The 19,693-nt window shown below is 33.4% G+C and carries 19 protein-coding genes and 11 tRNA genes; 2 read left to right on the plus strand and 28 right to left on the minus strand.

What is annotated here, in order from left to right:
• Position 1: 1 nt before the first annotated feature.
• The 7 genes from KEC48_RS05200 to KEC48_RS05230 all read right to left on the minus strand — a co-directional run bounded on the left by KEC48_RS05200 (position 2) and on the right by KEC48_RS05230 (position 5,818).
• Complete coding sequence (locus KEC48_RS05200) at positions 2 to 643, minus strand: lactate utilization protein (RefSeq protein ID WP_211964792.1); 642 nt, start codon at positions 641 to 643, stop codon at positions 2 to 4.
• Positions 644 to 654: 11 nt separating this feature from the next.
• The gene (gene feoB, locus KEC48_RS05205; RefSeq protein ID WP_211964793.1) at positions 655 to 2,664 is read right to left on the minus strand and encodes a ferrous iron transport protein B; all 2,010 of its coding nucleotides are present in this window, start codon (positions 2,662 to 2,664) and stop codon (positions 655 to 657) included.
• The gene (locus tag KEC48_RS05210) at positions 2,657 to 2,890 is read right to left on the minus strand and encodes a FeoA domain-containing protein (protein WP_087358914.1); all 234 of its coding nucleotides are present in this window, start codon (positions 2,888 to 2,890) and stop codon (positions 2,657 to 2,659) included. Before KEC48_RS05210 ends, feoB begins: the two co-directional genes overlap by 8 nt.
• A 121-nt stretch (positions 2,891 to 3,011) precedes the next feature.
• On the minus strand, positions 3,012 to 3,470 hold the full coding sequence (locus KEC48_RS05215; RefSeq protein WP_087358912.1) for a gamma-glutamylcyclotransferase family protein: 459 nt from the start codon (positions 3,468 to 3,470) through the stop codon (positions 3,012 to 3,014).
• Entirely contained in the window at positions 3,470 to 4,111 is a 642-nt protein-coding gene (gene pcp / locus KEC48_RS05220) for a pyroglutamyl-peptidase I (RefSeq protein WP_205090041.1), read from the minus strand. The genes KEC48_RS05215 and pcp overlap by 1 nt, the downstream gene beginning before the upstream one ends.
• A 10-nt stretch (positions 4,112 to 4,121) precedes the next feature.
• A complete protein-coding gene (locus KEC48_RS05225; RefSeq protein WP_087358909.1) occupies positions 4,122 to 5,141 on the minus strand; it encodes a DUF979 domain-containing protein in 1,020 nt (339 codons plus the stop codon).
• Complete coding sequence (locus KEC48_RS05230) at positions 5,141 to 5,818, minus strand: DUF969 domain-containing protein (RefSeq protein ID WP_087358907.1); 678 nt, start codon at positions 5,816 to 5,818, stop codon at positions 5,141 to 5,143. Before KEC48_RS05230 ends, KEC48_RS05225 begins: the two co-directional genes overlap by 1 nt.
• A gap of 242 nt (positions 5,819 to 6,060) precedes the next feature.
• Here KEC48_RS05230 and KEC48_RS05235 point away from each other — a divergent pair, with 242 nt between their 5' ends.
• Complete coding sequence (locus tag KEC48_RS05235; RefSeq protein ID WP_087358903.1) at positions 6,061 to 7,125, plus strand: branched-chain amino acid aminotransferase; 1,065 nt, start codon at positions 6,061 to 6,063, stop codon at positions 7,123 to 7,125.
• Positions 7,126 to 7,159: 34 nt separating this feature from the next.
• Here the strand turns inward: KEC48_RS05235 and KEC48_RS05240 are convergent, their stop codons facing one another.
• From KEC48_RS05240 to KEC48_RS05250, 3 genes are all read right to left on the minus strand, one after another.
• A complete protein-coding gene (locus KEC48_RS05240; protein WP_087358901.1) occupies positions 7,160 to 8,500 on the minus strand; it encodes a citrate synthase in 1,341 nt (446 codons plus the stop codon).
• 71 nt (positions 8,501 to 8,571) lie between these two features.
• Entirely contained in the window at positions 8,572 to 9,345 is a 774-nt protein-coding gene (locus tag KEC48_RS05245; RefSeq protein ID WP_087358899.1) for an HAD family hydrolase, read from the minus strand.
• A 22-nt stretch (positions 9,346 to 9,367) separates the two neighbouring features.
• Positions 9,368 to 10,381: an AI-2E family transporter gene (locus KEC48_RS05250; RefSeq protein WP_211964794.1), complete on the minus strand. Its 1,014-nt coding sequence runs from the start codon at positions 10,379 to 10,381 to the stop codon at positions 9,368 to 9,370.
• A gap of 128 nt (positions 10,382 to 10,509) precedes the next feature.
• Between KEC48_RS05250 and KEC48_RS05255 the strand changes: the two genes are divergently transcribed.
• On the plus strand, positions 10,510 to 11,055 hold the full coding sequence (locus KEC48_RS05255) for a hypothetical protein (protein WP_087358895.1): 546 nt from the start codon (positions 10,510 to 10,512) through the stop codon (positions 11,053 to 11,055).
• On the opposite strand, the gene KEC48_RS05260 is transcribed toward KEC48_RS05255, so the two are convergent.
• From KEC48_RS05260 to plsX, 18 genes are all read right to left on the minus strand, one after another.
• Positions 11,031 to 13,388 (minus strand): HAD-IC family P-type ATPase, encoded by a 2,358-nt coding sequence (locus KEC48_RS05260; protein ID WP_087358893.1) that lies wholly within the window; start codon positions 13,386 to 13,388, stop codon positions 11,031 to 11,033. The genes KEC48_RS05255 and KEC48_RS05260 overlap by 25 nt on opposite strands.
• 126 nt (positions 13,389 to 13,514) lie before the next feature.
• Positions 13,515 to 13,591, minus strand: a tRNA-Ile gene (locus tag KEC48_RS05265).
• A 40-nt stretch (positions 13,592 to 13,631) separates the two neighbouring features.
• Positions 13,632 to 13,708 (minus strand) — tRNA-Met (locus tag KEC48_RS05270).
• 26 nt (positions 13,709 to 13,734) lie between these two features.
• Positions 13,735 to 13,810 (minus strand) — tRNA-Phe (locus KEC48_RS05275).
• Positions 13,811 to 13,818: 8 nt separating this feature from the next.
• Positions 13,819 to 13,895 (minus strand) — tRNA-Asp (locus KEC48_RS05280).
• A 3-nt stretch (positions 13,896 to 13,898) separates the two neighbouring features.
• A tRNA-Met gene (locus KEC48_RS05285) sits at positions 13,899 to 13,975 on the minus strand.
• Positions 13,976 to 13,984: 9 nt separating this feature from the next.
• Positions 13,985 to 14,077, minus strand: a tRNA-Ser gene (locus tag KEC48_RS05290).
• Positions 14,078 to 14,086: 9 nt separating this feature from the next.
• Positions 14,087 to 14,162: transfer RNA gene (locus KEC48_RS05295), tRNA-Ala, on the minus strand.
• Between the two features lie 6 nt (positions 14,163 to 14,168).
• Positions 14,169 to 14,245, minus strand: a tRNA-Pro gene (locus tag KEC48_RS05300).
• Between the two features lie 14 nt (positions 14,246 to 14,259).
• Positions 14,260 to 14,336 (minus strand) — tRNA-Arg (locus KEC48_RS05305).
• A 98-nt stretch (positions 14,337 to 14,434) separates the two neighbouring features.
• Positions 14,435 to 14,523, minus strand: a tRNA-Leu gene (locus KEC48_RS05310).
• Positions 14,524 to 14,528: 5 nt separating this feature from the next.
• A tRNA-Cys gene (locus KEC48_RS05315) sits at positions 14,529 to 14,603 on the minus strand.
• A 211-nt stretch (positions 14,604 to 14,814) separates the two neighbouring features.
• A complete protein-coding gene (locus KEC48_RS05320) occupies positions 14,815 to 15,645 on the minus strand; it encodes a prephenate dehydrogenase (RefSeq protein WP_087358891.1) in 831 nt (276 codons plus the stop codon).
• Positions 15,646 to 15,671: 26 nt separating this feature from the next.
• Positions 15,672 to 17,141: a nicotinate phosphoribosyltransferase gene (locus KEC48_RS05325; RefSeq protein WP_087358889.1), complete on the minus strand. Its 1,470-nt coding sequence runs from the start codon at positions 17,139 to 17,141 to the stop codon at positions 15,672 to 15,674.
• A 116-nt stretch (positions 17,142 to 17,257) separates the two neighbouring features.
• Positions 17,258 to 17,614 (minus strand): FMN-binding protein, encoded by a 357-nt coding sequence (locus tag KEC48_RS05330; protein ID WP_087358888.1) that lies wholly within the window; start codon positions 17,612 to 17,614, stop codon positions 17,258 to 17,260.
• Positions 17,615 to 17,668: 54 nt separating this feature from the next.
• Positions 17,669 to 17,935, minus strand: a complete 267-nt coding sequence (locus KEC48_RS05335) for a LysM domain-containing protein (protein WP_087358886.1) — start codon at positions 17,933 to 17,935, stop codon at positions 17,669 to 17,671.
• A gap of 59 nt (positions 17,936 to 17,994) precedes the next feature.
• Positions 17,995 to 18,678, minus strand: a complete 684-nt coding sequence (rnc, locus tag KEC48_RS05340) for a ribonuclease III (RefSeq protein WP_087358884.1) — start codon at positions 18,676 to 18,678, stop codon at positions 17,995 to 17,997.
• Positions 18,675 to 19,691 carry a phosphate acyltransferase PlsX gene (plsX, locus tag KEC48_RS05345; RefSeq protein ID WP_211964796.1) on the minus strand — a complete coding sequence of 339 codons (1,017 nt, stop codon included), beginning with the start codon at positions 19,689 to 19,691 and terminating at the stop codon, positions 18,675 to 18,677. The genes rnc and plsX overlap by 4 nt, the downstream gene beginning before the upstream one ends.
• Between the last annotated feature and the right edge of the window lie 2 nt (positions 19,692 to 19,693).

Genomic DNA, 19,693 nt, shown 5'->3' on the forward strand with positions numbered 1-19,693 from the left:
CCTAATATCCAATATTTTCTTCAATAATAATGACGTGTATGCGATTTTTTTGTCCTTGATAACCTAATTTGACATAACTTGAACAAATACGATCTTCATTCAAACAATCTTGGCATTTTCCTACACGTGTACATGGTGTTTTTTTATGCAGACGTAAAGCATTGGCTGGTGCACTATATTCACGAATATGATTGATTGCTTCCTGTTCATTGATGAAAATCTTATTTAATCCCGCAATAACATAAACATCTTTAGGTCCAAAAATCATTGCTGATACACGATTTCCTCGTCCATCAACATTATATAAGCACCCATCCATAGTCAAAGCATTGGTACTTGTTATAAAGATATCAGATAATAAACCTTCACGTAATCTTTCTACAACCTGTTCTTGAGATAGTCCTTCTTCATAACGATCAATGAAATGAACATCACTTTTCTTAATCAAATCTATCACACCCAATTGAGTAAGTGTCACACTCCCACCAACAGCAACTTTCTTTTGATCTGTCAAAATATTTTTTAAATAATGATGAAGTTCTTCCTCGTCTTTAACAATCATACAACTCATATTATTTCTTTCAAAAGCTTTGATAAGCTGATTTTCTTTTATGTGTAATAATGTTTTATAATTTTCATCCATCTTTTATCCTCCTATATGAATAAGTGTCCTATCTGATAAATTAAGAATGCAACAAGATATGCCATACCCGTCTGAAATAAAACTGTTAAAATAGCTTGTATCCAGGAATGAAGTTCACGTCTGGTTGCTGCAAAGGCAGCAACGCAAGGCATATATAAGACAGTAAAAACTAAGAAAGCAAATGCTGATAAAGGTGTAAATATACCAGCAAGAGCTTGATTAAAAGCAGCCGTTGAAGAAGATTGTGTTAAAACGGTCAATGTTGAAACAACAGATTCCTTTGCTGTAATTCCTGTCATTAACGCTGTAGAAGCACGCCAGTCATTGAATCCCAGTGGTGCAAAGATCGGTGATACAAATGAACCAATGGCAGCCAGAATACTTTGTGAACTATCAGAAACAAAATCAAATGTAAAGCTAAAACTTTGTAAAAACCAGATAACAATAGAAGCCATAAAAATAATTGTAAATGCTTTATGAATAAAATCCTTAGCTTTATCCAAAACATTTAAATAAACATTTTTTAGAGTTGGAATACGATAAGCTGGGAGTTCTAAAACAAATGGAACAGGCTCTCCTATAAAAACGGTATTTTTTAAAAGTATTGCTGAAATAATCGCTACCAGTATACCAATACAATAAATTGTCAACATGACAATAGCTGCTTTATGTGGAAAGAAAGCAGCAATAATCATTCCATAAATAGGAAGTTTGGCACTACATGACATAAAAGGTGTTAAAATAATGGTCATCTTACGATCACGATCACTGGATAGAGTACGTGTTGCCATAATGGCCGGAACACTGCATCCAAAACCAATCAACATAGGTACAAAAGAGCGTCCAGAGAGTCCTATTTTTCTTAATGCCTTATCCATAACGAAAGCTACTCTGGCCATATAACCACTATCCTCCAGCATAGATAAAAAGAAAAATAAAATCACAATTACAGGTAGAAACGACAAAACACTTCCTACTCCTGCCAAAATACCATCACCAACTAAAGAACGCAACCAATAGGCTACATCATTAACTTCCAAAAGATGAATAATCCAATTAGAAAACTGTCCTATAAGACTATCCATAAGATCTTGCAAAGGTGCACCTATAAGTGAGAATGTCAAATAAAAAATAAATAACATAATCAAAATAAAAATAGGGATACCTAAAAATTTATGTGTTAATAAACGATCGATTTTTTCTGAACGAATCTGTTCTTTGGTTTCACTTTCAATAAAAACTGTATGATGGCAAACATCTTCAATAAAAGAATAACGCATATCTACCAAAGCTGCTTCACGATCAGTTCCTGCTTCTTCTTCCATTTTTTCTAGAATATGCTCAATAATATGACGATCTCCTTGATCAATATGCAACTTATCAAACATATCTTCATCACCTTCAATGATTTTTGTAACACAATAACGCAAAGGTAAATGCAAAGATTGAGCACTCTGTTCAACAATATGCGATATAGAGTGAATGGCCTTATGAACAACGCCATGACAAATATCAATATGATGTGATGATTGATCTAAGTTCTTTTCAATCGCAGTAATAACATCTTCAATACCCTCATTTTTACTTGCTGAAATAGGTACAACATCCATTTCAAGACGTTCTTTTAGCCCATCAATATCAATACTGTTACCACTTACAATAACTTCATCCATCATATTTAAAACAAGAATCATTGGAATATTTAATTCTAATAATTGAGTTGTTAAATAAAGATTTCTTTCCATGTTTGTCGCATCAATAATATTAATAATTAAACATGGTTTTTCCTCTAATAAATAACGAATAGAAACTATTTCTTCTGAAGTATAAGGTGACAAAGAATAAATACCCGGTAAATCAATCAATTCAAGTTCATCTTTATGTTTTTTTATAAACCCTGTTTTTTGTTCTACTGTGACACCTGGAAAATTACCGACATGTTGTGAAGAACCAGTTAAAGCATTAAATAAAGTTGTTTTTCCACAATTTTGATTTCCAATCAAAGCAATCTTCTTAATCATGATCTACCACCTTTACTTCAATTAAAGAAGCATCCTCTTTCCTCAAAGTCAAAACATAACTTCTTAAATAGACTTCTATTGGATCCCCCATAGGTGCTACTTTTCTAATTTTAACTAATGTATGGGGTGTTAAACCCATTTCTAATAAACGTCTTCTTAAAAGTCCCTTTCCATTCACAGCAACAATCTGTACTAATGTCTGAGGACTCATTTGATCTAAAGTCATACCCTCACCTCATTACCTAACCATTATAACGCATTTTTTTATCAATGAAAATATTATCTTTTGACATTTTTTTATACAAAAAAAGAGTTTTAAACATCACGCCTAAAACTCCCTTTATCATCTAAAGAACATTTTCCTGATCATCAAAGACACTTTGATTTCTTAATTTTTGTTTTTGCATATACAAAACATAATCAGATTCCTCAATATCATCACCTAAAGATTCTACATTTCGAGGATTATCCATATTATAAATATAAACATATGCCTGATCTTTCACTTGACCATCTTGATCTAGAATATCCATAGAAATCTTATTATACTCATTATCTTGATTGTGTTCACCAAAATAACTTTCCAGTTCATCTAAACATTGAGCTGTTTCTTCATCCACATCATAGAGTTCACCAAAAACAAGATGATCCCCCTGTGGTAAAAAAGCAGGATAAACGACTCCAGCAATCGTCATTAAACTTCCTTTTATATAACCATCACCACAATAAACACTACGTTCTCTTAAATAAATATCGTGATTATACATTCCTTTTCTCAATGTTCCATAAACAAAAACACGTACCATTAATGTGTTGCACCACCTGTCACTTTAATATCATTCTCTGTTGTCACAATGGCTTCAATCGCTGCGATTAAACCTTCAACGATTGTATCCAAACTCATACTTGCTGTATTTGGTCTTGTAATCACTTGTTCTGGTAAGAATGGAATATGAATGAATCCACTTTTTTTACCGGGATATTTCGTTTCAATAATGTGACGTACACCATATAAAACATGGTTGCAGACAAATGTTCCAGCAGTATTGGATACAGATGCAGGAATCTGTTTTTGACGAATATTTTCAACCATCGCTTTAATTGGTAAATTAGAGAAATAAGCTGCTGGTCCATCAGCAAAAACAGGTTCATCAATAATTTGTTGTCCAGCATTATCTGGAATACGACAATCATCTATATTAATCCCAATTCTTTCGACTGTCATGTCTGTACGTCCTCCAGCCTGTCCAACTGATAGAACAACATCCGGATTTTCTTTAGCAATCGCTTCATCAATGACTTTTAAAGATTGATGACAAACCGTTGGAATTTCTAATTTGATAATTTGAGCACCAGCAATTTCATCTGGTAGTTTTTTCACTGATTCAATGGCAGGATTAATTTTATCACCACCAAAAGGATCAAAACCTGTAACTAAAATTTTCATTTGCAACCTCCTAGAATGCTAAAACAAGCATTAAAACAATATGAATCACAATCATAATTAAAGCAATTGGAGCCTGTGCCTTAATAACTGCCCATTTTTGATCTTTTGTTTCCAAAACCGCACAAGGAACAATATTAAAGTTTGCAGCCATTGGAGTCATTAAAGTTCCACAATATCCTGCCGTCATACCTAATGCAGCTACAATTGAAGGATCTCCTCCTTGATTAATAACAAATGGAATACCAATTCCAATAGTAATAACTGTAAAAGCAGCAAAGGCATTTCCCATAATCATTGTAAAGATGACCATACCTAATACATAAACAATCACTCCAATGACAATGTTTCCAGAAGGCACGACACTAGAAATAATACTAGAAATCACATCTCCTACACCAGCTTCATTAAAGACACTACCTAAAGCACCTAATAATTGTGGTAATAGACATGATGCTCCAACTTGCATTAATAAACGTGATGTATCACTACGTGTTTCAGATAATTTTGGTTTACAAATAATAATTGCTAAAACAAATGCAACTAAACAAGCAATTCCTGTCATAACAGCCCCATCTAAAGCTGTTGGATCACCACTGCTGCTACCAAATGAAAATAATTGGAATGAAAAGAAATTACTTAACTTTAAAAAGAATGTTTGAGCTGTATCTTTATTGTATTGAATCAATGATAAAATCAATGCCATAACACCAATAGAAACAGCAGGAACAAAAATTTTATTTCCTAATTTTTCACTAGATTGTTGACGGAATTCATGTGTTGATTCTTCAAATTCACCCATTTTAACTTGATTTGTTACTGTTAAACATCCCATAACAACAAGCATAGCCCCAATCAATACATTAGGTAACACTTTCCCTAACATAAAGATAACACCTAATAGAGCCCAAAATAAAGTTGTTCCTATTTTTGCTTCTTTATTACGTGTTGCACGATAAGCTGTATCAAAGCTTACAAAAGAACATAAAACATAAAAGAATTCAGGAAAATAGATTGTTAAAAAATCTAACATTATTTATTTCCTCCCTTCTTGATTTTTCTATCATATAAAAAGACTTGAATAAAAGCCAAAACAATAGAAATCGCTGCAATATAAATAGAAGCTCCCGCAATACTTGCTAAAGTGACTTCTGTAAATCCAGCTTCAGCCATTGTTCCATACATCAAAACAACACCACTGGCAGCAGGGAAACAGTTTTGAGCAAAGAAATTTCCATAGTTTTCAACAGCAGATGATAATCCTTTTAATGATTCTTCTTCATCTTCTGTCAATTCTTCTCCTTTGACTTTTTCACCAGCAGCCTGTGCCATTGGCATAATTAATGGTCTGACGAATTGAACAACCCCTCCAATTCTGATATTTAAAGCTGAGGCTATAGTACGAATAACGGAATAAATAGCCAACACTTTACCAGCTGAGGCATTTTTAATTTTTCCAATCAAATAAGCTGCCCTTTCTTTTAATCCATATCTTTCGATAATCGCAATTACTGGGAAAATAATTAAAAAGATGGACATTAAACGATTGGAAACAAAAGAACTTCCTAATATTTCTAAAATCTCTATGATATTCATTCCAGAAACAAGTCCTGTGACAATTCCTGAAATAATAACAGTTGCCAAAACATCTAATTTAAAAGCAAAACCTACAACGATGATGACAATCCCAATCAGTGTGATATACTCCACAACTAAACTCCCCTTTCAAATAATGATAAAATCATTATATATGATTTTTAAGATTCTTGCAAGAAAACATATAAAACTCTTTTCGTTTTTTCTACTTCTTTATGTTAATATAACAATTTTTGGTAATCTTTTTTCTATTTTATATAAAAATAGTCTTTATTTTTTTATTGAAAAGAAAAAAGATATTGTAACCCTATCTAAAAAAGAGTATAATTTCTTTAATTATAAAAAGGGGGATTTTTATGGAAATTAAAATCGAAAGAGCAAAAACACTAAAAACAAAACCAGATCAAAACCATTTAGGATTCGGTCAATATTTTACTGACCATATGTTTATAATGGATTGGGATAAAGATGTCGGATGGCATGATGCTCGTATAGTACCTTATGGACCTATTGCGATGGATCCAGCAACAATGGTGCTTCATTATGCTCAAGAAACATTTGAAGGATTAAAAGCTTATCGTAATCCTCAAGGTCAGATTCTATTGTTTAGACCAGAAATGAATGCTCGACGTATGATTAATTCAAATAAACGTATTTGCATGGCAGAATTGCCTGAAGACATGTTTGTAGAAGCTGTCGAAGCACTTGTCAAATATGAACAAGACTGGATTCCAACTGCTCCAGATACTTCACTTTATATTCGTCCATTCATGTATGCTTCTCAACCTGGTGTCGGTGTTCATCCTGCCAACAGTTATCGCTTTATTATCATCTTATCACCTGTAGGTGCCTATTATCCTGAAGGTGTCAACCCTGTCAAAATCTGGGTTGAAGATGAATATGTTAGAGCTGTTAAAGGTGGGACAGGTTTTACAAAATGTGGTGGAAACTATGCTGCCAGCATTGCTGCTCAAGTGAAAGCCGAACAAAATGGCTATACACAGGTATTATGGCTAGATGGTGTGCATCGTCGTTATGTTGAAGAAGTTGGAACAATGAATGTCATGTTCTTGATTAATGATACGGTTGTAACTGCTGCACTTGAAGGTTCTGTATTACCCGGTGTCACAAGAGATTCTATTATCCATATTTTAAAAGATATGGGATACAAAGTTGAAGAACGTGATTTAAGCATTGATGAGCTGATGGAAGCTGGACGTACTGGCCAATTAAAAGAAGCATGGGGAACAGGAACAGCTGCTGTGATTTCACCTATTGGTGAACTTTGTTATAAGGGTGAAAAAATCACTATTCATGATTTTAAAACTGGACCACTTACACAAAAACTTTATGATACATTAACAGGTATTCAATGGGGAAGACTGGAAGACCCTTATCATTGGACAAAAGTCATTAAATAAAAGAAAAACGGTTATCTTTAATGATAATCGTTTTTTATGATTCACGTTTTTCTATAGGTTGATATTCCTTTAATTCGCCTACATATTTTGTAGCTGGACGAATAATACGATTAGAATAAAGTTTATTTTCAATATTATGAGCAATCCATCCTACTGTTCTGGCAACAACAAACAATAAGGTATAAAGGTCTTCAGGAATATTCAACATACTATAAACAAGTCCACTATAAAAATCAACATTTGTACAGACATGTATTCCTTTACGTTCATAAATTTTCGCAACAGCAATCTCCCCAAAACGTTTATAGAACTTATATTCCTGATAACGTCCTTTTTCAATCGCCAGTTCTTGACATTTTTCACTTAAGATTTCACTACGTGGATCACTTAAAGTATAAACCGCATGTCCAATCCCATAAATCAATCCACTGCCATCATTAAAATCCTTATCTAAAATACGATTAATGATTCTTTCAATATCCTCGTCCAAAGCCTCTATTGAAATCTCTCCAATAACTTTTTCCATCTGTCTTTTAACAGCTAAATTGGCACCCCCATGTCGAGGACCTTTCAATGAACCTATTGCTCCAGCAACAGCTGAATAAATATCCGTTCCTGTTGAGGAAATCACAACATTCGTAAAAGTAGAGTTATTTCCTCCCCCATGATCAGCATGTAAAGCCAAAGCAATATCTAAAATTTCTGCTTCCTTGTGTGTAAACTGTCCATCTGGACGTAATAAAGACAAAATCATTTCAGCGATACTCAAATCTTTTTGAACATGATGAATAACCAGACTTTTCTCATCAAAATAGTGAACCTTTGTCTGATATGTATAACAGACAATACTTGGTATTTTAGCCAATAAATTAATTCCCTTATTTAATGTTTCCAATATACCCGTATTATCTGGATCACCATCATAACCATACAGCATCAAAACTTCCTGTTGTAATTTATTCATTAAATTTTTAGCAGGAAAACCTAATATATTGGCTTCCAAATAATGTGGTGGTAAAGCATATTGCTCACTTAAGATTTTTTTAAATCTTTCAAATTCTTCTGATGTTGGTAAATATCCAAAAAGAATTAAAAAACAGACTTCTTCAAACAAATATCTTTTATTCTCTTTAGGATAACGAATCATGTCTTCTACATTGATTCCACGATAATAAAGACGTCCATAATCATCTTTCTTCTGTCCATCTATCTTTTTATATCCCACAACATCAGAAATTTTTGTTAATCCAACAAGAACTCCTGTTCCATCTTCATTACGTAATCCTTTTTTTACAGAATAAGTTTGATATAAAGCATTATCTATTTGATTTTCTATTAATGATTTTTGAAAAAAATCTTGAATTTGATCATTCATGATTTCCACCCCTTTTCTATATTGGTACTATTATAACACTATTTTGTATAATTGTATACAATTATTATGGGTTAAATCCATCCAAAATATTGACAGGCATATTCAATACCATCATCATAACTTGCTTTTGTCACAAAAGAAGCTTTCTTTTTCAATTCTTCACAGGCATTTCCCATCGCAATAGATGTCCATTCTGGTTTAAACATAATCAAATCATTATAATCATCCCCAAAAACAACAACATCTTCTTTTGTTCCACCAACATATTCTAACATACGCATAATACCTTGATCCTTTTCATCATGTTGATAAGTTAAATAGTCCTTCATAAAACGGATATGTCCTAAAGAATCTAATAAAGTTAATTCATGTTCACGATTTTGATCTATCGCAATATAAATCTTATAATAGTCTTTTATATCTTCGTATCGTAAAGATGGATCGTAAAAATAACGTGTTGGTTCTAAACGATACCCTACCTGTTTAATAAATAATTCATCATTCATTAAAACATCAATACTATCATTAGGCGTAATCAATAGACCAAAGCCTTTTTGATGAGCTTCATAGCATAAAGCTATCGCTTTATCTCGATCAAGTGGTCGATTTTCAATGACCTGATCATTAATAGTAATAGCAGCCCCTCCATTGCTGACAATATGATGAAATCCTGCCTTTTTTGCAAAATCTTTTGTTTTATAATAAGCTCTCCCTGTAGCAATACAGACAAAATGTCCGTTATCCTGTAATTTTTGAATCGTTTTTTTAGCACTGGCAACAAGTTCACCTGTCTGTTTATTTGCCAATGTTCCATCAATATCAAAGAAAAAATATTTTTTTTGCATCCTCTTTTCCTCCTGTTTTCTATTATACCAAATCCTGACTTTGATGAAAATACTGATATAAAAAACTCATATGCAATGGTGATAGGACAATTCCCACAATGCCAAAAAAATGAATATGCACGACCATCGAAACAAGTAATAAAAAAGCCGGAATTTTTGTTTCTTTATTCATGATATGTGGTTCTAAAAATTGATGAATCATATTGATCAGAATATATAAACAAAAAAGATACAGTGATTTCATATAAATCCCTTGAAAAGCATAAAGAAGCATTATTGGAATTAAAATAATGCCAACCCCTATAAAAGGTAAACCATCTAATAAACTGATCGCAAAAGCATAAGATAGTGCTGGTTCTATATCCAAAATCATAAAAGCAATCCATAAAATCATAAAAGTGACAAACATCAAAGTGAATTGACATTTGATATAAATCCATAAACTTTTAAGAACATGATTTTTAAGTTGAACAAGTTTGATATATGTCTGATGCGATATAAATCTTAAAAAACAACTTTTCATATCTTCATAGTCTAACATAAAAAAGAAGGTGGAAATCATAAAGATAAAAAAAGAAAAGAGAAATGAAGGAATGGATTGGATAAATTGTGATGCAAAAGAGATAGCTTGAAATATGTTTTGATGAATCCAGTTTTGAAATATAACAATGATATCTTGTGGTAAGAATAAAAAAACTTGTTGAAAACTTCCTGTGAGTTGATTTATAAAAGGTAAAAAGACGGAATCATAATAAACTGGCAACATTTGAAAAAACTTGATTGCAAAAGAAAATAATGCCATAAAACCAATGGCCAGTAAAAATGCGAAAAACAGGTAAATCATCAACAACAAAGAAATACCTATTGCACTTGTCTGGAGAGGAATTTTATGTTGCACTCTATCAATAAGTGGCTTTAAGATAAAAAAACATAGAATCGCCAATAGAAATGGAAACAACAAAGCAAACATATATTTAAGGAGCATGATATAACAAATCAAACGACATCCCATGACAAAATATTTCTTATAATTCATAGACTCACCTAATGATATATATGTCACAAATAAAAAAATAAGTCCATCAAGACTTATTTATACACATACCGACATAAATCGACAATTTTCTTATCAAAAAGATGATACGATATTCATGGTGAAAAACAATGTATATATATGACATAACAAACAATCAATATCAATTTCCAATCTTAGATCCAGATTTTTCATACCAACATATTGATTATCAGAAAAATCTTTATCCTTTTTTCAAACAACTTCATATTCCACAATCCGTCCGCTTTTTAACAGGCATTTATATTGAATATCGTATTCTTCCTTATTTTATTGAAGAATATCCACAACTCTATTTTCATGTTTCTAAACATCTGGTAGAGAAAATGAAAACTTATTTTGATTTTGGAGATGTTCATCTCTATTATGAAAGATCAAATTTCTTCTTTATGGTCATGTTCAATACAAATGAAGATCTCATCGAAATTGCTTTTATTGAACTCTATCATTATCTGCAAGATAAAACATTTGAATATTTACATCAAACATGCTCATTTCAAATCAAATGTGGTGCTTATGTATCTACTGTAAACATTCATCCTTATAAACTCTTTGACCTTTCTAAGGAACAATGTCAACAAATTCTTTCTAAAAAAACAGCTCATATCTCGGTTTATAATTTGAAACTTTTACGCTGATATTGTTCTAAATACTGATAGATATAGATTATTCCTTTTTTATAAAGCCATAAGACAAAAGGTGTACTCAAACAGATTGGAATAATGAAAATCATTGACATAGAAAATAAAGAATTGATTCCAAAGAAGTCATGCATAACCATTAAAATCAAATAGAAAATAATCGCAATTGTACTTGTAACCATCACTCTAAGGCGATTTAAAGGTAAACAAACAACAAAAACAACAAGGAAACTGATAAATCCAGCCACAAGATAGTAATAAGTCGATAACATACGTTCATCAAAATGCAGTTGATAACCTATAAAAGTAATCAAAAGCATATAAGTGATCATTGTCAAAGCACAAGGAACTGCTGTAGAAATCACATGTTTTAAAAAGCCTTGTGATGATAGAGATGAAGAACGTTCTAACGTCAATAAAAAACTTGGTAAACCAATAGCTAAACCACTAATTAAACTCAACTGTAAAGGCGTAAAAGGATAACTCATTCTTAAAGCTGCAAAAACAAGACAAAGAATCGTGGAATAAATTGTTTTTGTTAAATAGAGTGAACTCACTCTTTCAATATCAGCAATGATAGCTCTCCCCTCTTTGACAATTTCTACCATAGAAGCAAAAGAAGAATCAAGCAAGACAATATGTGCAGCTTGTTTTGCAGCGTCACTCCCAGCTGCCATTGCGATTCCACAATCTGCATCTTTTAAAGCCAGTACATCATTCACTCCATCACCAACCATCCCAACAACATGTCCTCTGGCTTGTAAAGCCTTCATAATACGTTGTTTCTGTTCTGGCTGTACACGACCAAAAACATGGTAATGAGAAACAATCTTTTCCATTTCCAATTCATCTTCGGGCAAAGTAGAAGCATCAATATACAAATGTCCGTCTTTTAACCCTGCCAATTGGGCAACTCTGGCAACCGTGACAGGATTATCCCCCGATAGAATACGAATATCTACATGTGCATTTTCAAAAAAATGTAATGTTTCTTTCGCTTCTGGACGAATGCAATCATAAATGATAATTAATGCCATTGTTTCAACTTTTCCAATACGTAAAGTAGAGGCATCAATAGAATCTGTCTGCCCTAAAAGTAAAACACGATATCCTTTTTGGGTATATGTTTGAATATCTTTTAACACAGGATGATTGACAGGTAATAAAAATTCAGGTGCACCTAAAACATAATGCCCTTTTCCTACAATCGTTAAACCACGCATTTTTCGTTGTGATGAAAAAGGAATATAATCCTCTATCTTTTGATGGTCTGGATAAAAGAAATAATCTTGCAAAGCTAATTGTGTCGCATTCACATCATCACACTCATGAGCCATCACACCCATCACAAATTCAATATCCTGTAAATCGTAAGGCTGATACGGAATCAATTTTTCAACTTTTAATTCTCCTGTTGTAATTGTTCCCGTTTTATCAAGACAAAGAACATCTACTCTAGCCAGAGCTTCAATAGCCTCCATTTCTTGAATTAATGCTTTTTTACGTGCCAATTTTCCAACTCCGATAATAAAGGACAAACTCGTTAATAAAACAAGTCCCTCTGGAATCATTCCGACGACACCAGCCACCGTTTTTACAATCGCTGTCGCTAAATCATTTGGATAAGCACTACGTTGTGAAAAAAATAAAACAAGCCCCACAGGAATAATGACAACACTTAATATTTTAATGACTTTTTCAATAGAATCTTTCATCTCTGAAGAAGCATTATTTTTATTTTTAGCTTTATGAACAAGTCTTGTTGAATAGTTATCATTTCCAACACGGATCACCTTTGCATAAGCACTTCCAGCCACAACAAAACTACCAGATAGCAATTCATCATTCATCTTCTTTTTGACAGGTTCAGATTCTCCAGTCAACATAGCTTCATTCACTTCAATACCATGTGACTCTAAAACAATACAATCACTTCCAATCTGATTTCCTGTTTCCAGAAATATAATATCATCTTTGACAAGTTGTTCAGTAGGAATCACCATCTCCTGTTGATCACGAATGACTTTTACTTTTTTAACAGTGACAACTGTTAATTGATCAATAATCTTTTTAACTTTAAATTCTTGATATATACCAATAAAAGCATTAACAAAAATAACAACCATGAATGTCAGATTTGTCCATCTTCCTGTTGATATAATAATAGCTGCCAAGAAAACATTTAAACAATTAAAGTAAGTCAATGTATGCTCTAAAACAATCTGTTTTTTCGTTTTAGAAATATTATCATGAGAAACATTAACCAATCCTTGTTTGATACGTTCACTGACTTGTTGATGTGTTAATCCCATTAATTTGATATCTTCCATTTCATCACCTGCTTTTTATAATATACATAATTGTTGTGAAATCTCTATGAATACCAACATCATTATTATATCATAAAATAACATATAAAAAATAAAAAAACCTCAATAAATGAGGTTGACGACATATGGTGGACCCTGAAGGACTCGAACCTTCGACCGATCGGTTATGAGCCGATAGCTCTAACCAACTGAGCTAAGGGTCCAAGTAAAATAAAAAGTGGTATTCACCACCAAATTCATTAATGGTAGCGGGGAAGGGATTCGAACCCCCGACCCACCGGGTATGAACCGATTGCTCTAGCCAACTGAGCTACCCCGCCATGTAGTGAATCGTTTTTATAAAGAATGGTGGTTCCGGCCGGAATCGAACCAGCGACACGAGGATTTTCAGTCCTCTGCTCTACCGACTGAGCTACGGAACCAAAACAAATGGCGGTCTGGACGGGGCTCGAACCCGCGACCTCCGCCGTGACAGGGCGGCATTCTAACCAACTGAACTACCAGACCATTTGGTTGCGGGAGAAGGATTTGAACCAACGACCTTCGGGTTATGAGCCCGACGAGCTACCAGACTGCTCCATCCCGCGATATTTAAATGGCGGAGGTTGAGGGATTCGAACCCCCGCGGGACTTTCATCCCCTGTCGGTTTTCAAGACCGATCCCTTCAGCCGGACTTGGGTAAACCTCCGCAACATAATGGTGGAGCTTAGCGGGATCGAACCGCTGACCTCCTGCGTGCAAAGCAGGCGCTCTCCCAGCTGAGCTAAAGCCCCATTACATGGTCGGGAAGACAGGATTCGAACCTGCGACCCCCTGGTCCCAAACCAGGTGCACTACCAAGCTGTGCTACTTCCCGATGACTTATTTGATTGGCGCGCTAGGCAGGAATCGAACCCACAACCTCTTGATCCGTAGTCAAGCACTCTATCCAGTTGAGCTACTAGCGCCTCTTAACAGTGCCATTCAATAATATCACATTTCTTATTCAATTGCAACACTTTTTTTCATTTTTTTCAATTCTTTTTTCGAACTGATTTTTTATAACTGGTGCCCAGGGCCGGAGTCGAACCGGCACGGATTTTAAGGTCCGCAGGATTTTAAGTCCTGTGCGTCTACCAATTTCGCCACCTGGGCAACGTTGGAGGTTCCAGCCGGACTCGAACCGACGATGACAGAGTTGCAGTCTGTAGCCTTACCAACTTGGCTATGGAACCAACTTCCTTAACTCGTTGCTCACCTAGTATATAATATTTTCCACATTTATGCAATACCTTTTTTACATTTTTTTAAAGCCATTTGTTTTTTGATTGCTGCCTATTTGATTTTTTCTTCTTAAATCCATTATTTTTTTCAATCTAAAAATTCCATTTTTTTATAAAAAATATTATTTTCTCATAAAAAAAGAGATATCATATTACATATCTCTTATGATTCTAATTTTTCACGGCGCTTAGAAGATTGTAAAAATTTCTCTTTCAATGTCTTTTCATCCTCATTCATAATAGCCTGTTTTAATTGATCAAATTCTTTTTCAAAACGATCCATTGAAGCTAACAAGTAATCTTTATTATGAAAAAATAATTCTGTCCACAAATCCGCATTAATATTAGCAATCCTTGTCAAATCACGGAAAGAATCCCCAATATATTTACCTGTTTCATATTTTTCATCATCACTATTCATTAATGCAACAGCTAAAGTATGTGGTAACTGCGAAGTAAAAGAAATAATTTCATCATGATCATAGGGACTCATGATTTTTACACTTTTAAATCCCAACTGTCCAACAAATTGGCACATCCATTCTATTTTTTCTTGATGATTGTGTTGATGTTGAATAACAATATAATTTGCTTTCGCAAAAACTTCCTTACTGGCATAAAGATACCCCTTTTTTTCACGTCCAGCCATAGGATGACCACTAATATATTCTACATCTTTATCAATCATAGAAAGAGCCTGCTGTAAGAAATAAGATTTAATACCAACAACATCTGTGACAATACTTCCTTTTTTAAAATGATGTGTCGCAATAAAATCCAGAACTTTTGATGGATATAAGCAAATAATCGTTAAATCACTTTGAGCAATCATATCATGTCCATCCTGATAACCTTCGAGAATACAACCTTCCTCTTTTGCCATCTCCAAAGTCTTTAAATCACAATCCACACCATAAACTTCATATCCCAGACCTTTCAATGCTTTGACAAAACTTCCCCCAATAACACCTAAACCAACAACTGTAATTTTCATAAACTTCTTCCTTAAAAAAGAAAGGACTAATGTCCTTTTTTTCCTTTCGCCAACATTTTGAGTTTATAATCTAATAATCTTTTTGTTAAATCAACATAATACATATGAGGATATTCTAAACGGAAGATTTCATCCCATAATAATTGTTTTTGTTGTTGAGAATAAATCCTAATTTCATCTAATGAATAATGTGGATAAACATTTTTTCCCTCATCAAAAACAAGTGTCTGCAGGGGATGAATTTCATATGTTCCTGCATATAATGTTTTATGTTTCCATGAATCTAATTGATGATAGATTGTTAAATCTTGATTTTCATCTAAAACTTCATCATGGAAAGCAATAATATCTGCAATTGCTTTTTGAGTTTCTTTTTCAATTAAACGATAAACTTTTTTAAAACCAGGATTTGTAATTTTTTCTGTATTTTCAGAAATTTTTATTTTTGGAATAATTTGTCCATCTTTTTCAATGGCAGCCAATTTATAAACACCACCAAATACAGGTGAAGATTTTGAAACAATCATATTTTCACCTACACCAAAAGAATCAATTTGAGCTCCTTGTTCCAATACTGAGCGAATTAAATATTCATCTAATGAATTAGATACTGTAATTTGACAATCGTGTAATCCTGCTACATCTAACATCATTCTCGCTTTTTTAGTCAAATAAGCAATATCCCCACTATCCAAACGGATTCCTTTTAATCTTTTTCCCATTGGAGCCAGCACTTCCTCAGCTACTCTAATAGCGTGAGGCACACCACTTTTTAAAGTATCATATGTATCTACCAACAAAACACAATTATCCGGATAAGTCAACGCATAAGCTTTAAACGCTTCATACTCACTATCAAATGACTGCACAAAAGAATGAGCCATTGTCCCTAACACAGGCATATGAAAATCTTTTCCAGCCGATACCGTTGCACTTCCTACAACACCACCAATATAGGCCGCTCTCGCTCCATAATGAGCCCCATCATAGCCTTGAGCACGTCTTGCACCAAACTCCATAACTGGACGTCCTTTGGCTTCTTGAACGATACGTCTTGCCTTTGTCGCAATCAATGACTGATGATTAATTGTCACAAGTAAGAAGGTTTCAATCAATTGCGCTTCAATCAATTTTGCTTTGACTGTAATTAATGGTTCATAAGGAAAGACAGGCGTCCCTTCTTTAACCGAATAAATTGTTCCAGTAAAATGAAAATCCTTTAAATAAGCAAAAAAGTCTTCATCAAAAACATTCAGAGATCTTAAATATTCAATATCTCCATCACTAAAATGCATATTTTCAATAGCTTCAATGAGCTGTTGTAAACCCGCAAAAATGACAAACCCACCTTGATCAGGATTCTTACGATAAAACATATCAAAATAAACAATTTCATCTTGTTTTCCTAATTTAAAATAATTGTATGACATCGTTAATTCATAAAAATCCATAATTAAAGTAATATTTCTTTCACGACCAACATAGTTTTCTTCCATTATTGAACCCCCTATCATTTTCATTATCATATACCAAATCAAAAAAAAAATAAAGTCTTATTCGTTTCTTACAAAAAAAGTAGCCACTTTTTTTGTAACTACTTTCCATAAAAAAATCACGATTCATTTTTAGCTTTTTCATAAGCTTTGATGACAGCTTCTTTCAATGCCTGAGAAGATTTTGTTGCTCCAGAAATCGTATCCACATCGTAATGATTCTTTTCTTTCATAGCTGTAATCATTTGTTCTAAAGCAACTCCACCAATTGAAGGTGTTTCATTATGTTCTTTAATGACAATATCTTGAATACGATCATCTTTAAATGTTGTTTCGACTTCAAATTCTCCACCATATCCCATTGCCGTCGTTGTATAAGTGCCATCTTTATATTGGTTTTTCTTTGTTTCTTCATTTTTCTGTGGACTACATCCACATAACAAAAAAACTACAAATAGGATGAATACTCTTTTCATCATTTCAACCTCCTATTTATAGTTTTTGCTTAATTTTCAATCTTATGCATTTTTTTAAAAATATAAATCATAGGTTTCTCTTTGATAAGGCTGTGGCACTGGTGGAATCTTTTGGAAAACAATTGGGATGAGCAATTGTTGTTGAGGATGAATCATCAAATCATCATCCAACTGATTCATCACCTGAATCCATGCCACCTCACTATGCAAAGTTTTCGCAATACGATAAACATTGTCACCCTTATGAACTGTATATAAGATAATCTCTCCTACACGTGGATTGACAATTCTTTCATCATCATACATATATGGATTATACATGATTATCACTCCCAAGATAATATATGTATTTTCGATAATCATGTTTAGGCACTTTTCACTTATTTTGTTGCCATTTTATTTAAAGCATCTTTTGCAGCCTGTTGCTCAGCTTTTTTCTTGCTTGTGCCTTTTCCTATTCCTAGACACATATCATCCATCATCACGGCCACTTTAAATTCTGGGGCATTAGATGGTCCAGATGTTTCTAAGAGTTCATATGTTACGGTACGACGTTGATCGGCTTGAATCAGTTCTTGAAGCGTTGTTTTATAATCTGTAATATCATCATAATCTAAATCATTAACATGTCTAAAAATCGTTTGATGTAAAATTTTTAAAACTTCATCTTTACCACAATCCAAATAGAGTGCACCTACAAAAGACTCAAAAATATTAGCTAAAACACTCTCGCGCTCACGACCACCACTTTTTTCTTCTCCAACCCCTAGATAAAGGAGTTCTCCAAGTCCCAGTTCTTTAGAAAAACGTGCCAGTGATTCTTCTCTAACTAGCTTACTACGTAACGTTGTCAATGTTCCTTCTGGGGCATCGGGAAAGAGCTTAAAAATAAATTCTGATACATATAACTGCAAAACAGCATCACCCATAAATTCTAAACGCTCATAATCTTTATGCACATAATGAGATTCATTGGCATAAGAAGCATGTGTAAAAGCTTCTTTATAAAGTGATAAATTTTGAAATGGTATTTTTTCTTTTTGTAAAAAATCTAATATTTTCATTTTTGGCTTAATCCTTCTTTCATTTGTCCAACAACATCCATTTTAACCATCTGATAAGCTAAATCCATCGCATTAGAAAATGCTTTTGCATCACTGGCTCCATGAGCTTTGACAACAGCTTTTTCAAATCCCATCATCAAAGCGCCACCGACAGATTTATAATCAAATTTTTCTTTTAAACTATATAATGATGATTTTGCTAGTAATGCTCCTAGTTTTCCCTTAAAAGAAGACATCATACTTTCTTTAATCATTTTCATTAAAGTTCCAGCAACACCCTCACAAGTCTTTAAAGCAATATTCCCACTAAAACCATCAGTGACCACAACATCATAATCACCACTGAGGATGTCACGTCCTTCCACATTACCAATAAAATGCAAACGATCACTTTGTTGTAATAACTGGTAAGCTTTTTGATGTGTTTCATCTCCCTTTTTTGATTCCGTACCAATATTCAATAAAGCGACACGAGGTTGCTGAATACCACGTATATTTTTCGCATAAATATGTCCCATAATCGCAAAATCATAAAGCTGCTCTGCCGTATTTTCCGCATTGGCACCAACATCTAGCATAGCCATACCTTTACCATTATAAGTTGGCATCATAACCATTAAACATGATTTTTCAACACCTTCAATACGTTTTAAAAATAACATTGCACTCGTATAAAAAGCCCCTGTAGAGCCACAAGAAACAACCCCATCGACAATTCCTTCTCTAGCCATCATCACAGCTTTTACCATGCTTGATTCCTTTTTACGACGCACTGACATAATCCCATCATCCATTTTCACAATATCTCTAGCATCGACAATATGAATATGAGGATAACTTGATAATTTTTCTAATTCTTCTTTTTTCCCAGTTACATAAAGTTCTGCATCATGATGGCTTTTTATAAACATCTCACAAGCTTCCACCACAATTGCACTTCCTAAATCTCCACTCATTGCATCTATTGATAATTTATACATGTTCCATTCACTCCTTGTTTGTAAGTATAACATAT

Origin of the sequence: Clostridium sp. C1, assembly GCF_018223625.1 — a bacterium.
Taxonomy (GTDB): Bacteria; Bacillota_I; Bacilli_A; order Erysipelotrichales; family Coprobacillaceae; genus Allocoprobacillus.